At 70.3% G+C, this 1,440-nt stretch carries 2 protein-coding genes; both read left to right on the top strand.

Translation table 11 applies throughout. The features are described from left to right. Positions 1 to 759, top strand: a 759-nt coding sequence (locus ACIRBY_RS38735) for a vitamin B12 dependent-methionine synthase activation domain-containing protein (RefSeq protein WP_403910200.1), incomplete at its 5' end; no start/stop codon positions are given. Between the two features lie 35 nt (positions 760 to 794). After that, the coding region (locus ACIRBY_RS38730; RefSeq protein WP_403910197.1) for an adenosylhomocysteinase at positions 795 to 1,440 on the top strand (646 nt) is incomplete at its 3' end.

Genomic DNA, 1,440 nt, shown 5'->3' with positions numbered 1-1,440 from the left:
TGGGGGACCCGGGTCGTCAAGGGCATCCCGCTCAAGGACTACGCCTCCTGGCTGGACGAGGGCGCGCTGTTCAAGGGCCAGTGGGGCCTCAAGCACGCTGACTCCATCGCCGCCGAGGGCCGGCCCCGGCTGCGCGGGTGGCTGGACCGCATGCACACGGAGCGGCTCCTCGAAGCGGCCGTGGTCTACGGCTACTTCCCCTGCGTCTCCAAGGGCGACGACCTGATCGTCCTCGACCGGGACGGCGGCGAACGGACCCGCTTCACCTTCCCGCGCCAGAGCCGGGGCCGCCGCCTGTGCCTCGCGGACTTCTTCCGCCCGGAGGAGTCCGGCGAGACCGACGTCATCGGCCTCCAGGTGGTCACCGTCGGCTCGAAGATCGGCGAGGCCACGGCCGAGCTCTTCGAGTCCGACTCCTACCGCGACTACCTGGAGCTGCACGGGCTGTCCGTCCAGCTGGCCGAGGCCCTCGCCGAGTACTGGCACGCCCGCGTCCGCGCCGAACTCGGCATCGCCGGATCCGACCCGGCCGGCATGGACGGCATGTTCCGTACCGAGTACCAGGGCTGCCGGTACTCCCTCGGCTACCCGGCCTGCCCGGAGCTCTCCGACCGGGCGAAGATCGCCGGCCTCCTCCGGCCGGAGCGGATCGGCGTCCACCTCTCCGAGGAGTTCCAGCTCCACCCCGAGCAGTCCACCGACGCTCTGGTCATCCACCACCCCGAAGCGAGCTACTTCAACGCGGGAGGCCGCCGATGACCTCCGCCCCCGCACCTCTCCAAGGAGCACACCGCATGTCTGCCGCATTCACCGACTTCAAGGTCGCCGACCTCTCCCTCGCCGCCTTCGGCCGCAAGGAGATCACCCTGGCCGAGCACGAGATGCCGGGCCTGATGTCGATCCGCCGGGAGTACGCCGAGGCGCAGCCGCTGGCCGGCGCCCGCATCACCGGCTCCCTGCACATGACCGTGCAGACGGCCGTCCTGATCGAGACCCTGGTCGCGCTCGGCGCCGACGTCCGCTGGGTGTCCTGCAACATCTACTCGACGCAGGACCACGCCGCCGCGGCGATCGCGGCCGCCGGGATCCCGGTCTTCGCCTGGAAGGGCGAGACGCTGGAGGAGTACTGGTGGTGTACGGAGCAGGCGCTGACCTGGCCCGGTCACGCCGGCCCGAACATGATCCTGGACGACGGCGGTGACGCCACCCTCCTGGTCCACAAGGGCGTCGAGTACCAGAAGGCCGGAGCGGTCCCGGACGCCTCCACCGCCGACAACGAGGAAATGGCCATCGTCCTGGGCCTGCTGGCGAAGACGGACATCGACTGGTCCGCCCTCGCCTCCGGGATCCGCGGCGTGACGGAGGAGACCACGACGGGTGTCCACCGCCTGTACGAGATGATGCAGTCCGGTGACCTGCTGTTCCCGGCGATCAACGTGA

The sequence above is a fragment of the Streptomyces sp. NPDC096136 genome (assembly GCF_044763325.1).
Classification (GTDB): domain Bacteria; phylum Actinomycetota; class Actinomycetes; order Streptomycetales; family Streptomycetaceae; genus Streptomyces.
This window is presented reverse-complemented; position numbering and strand designations above follow the sequence as displayed.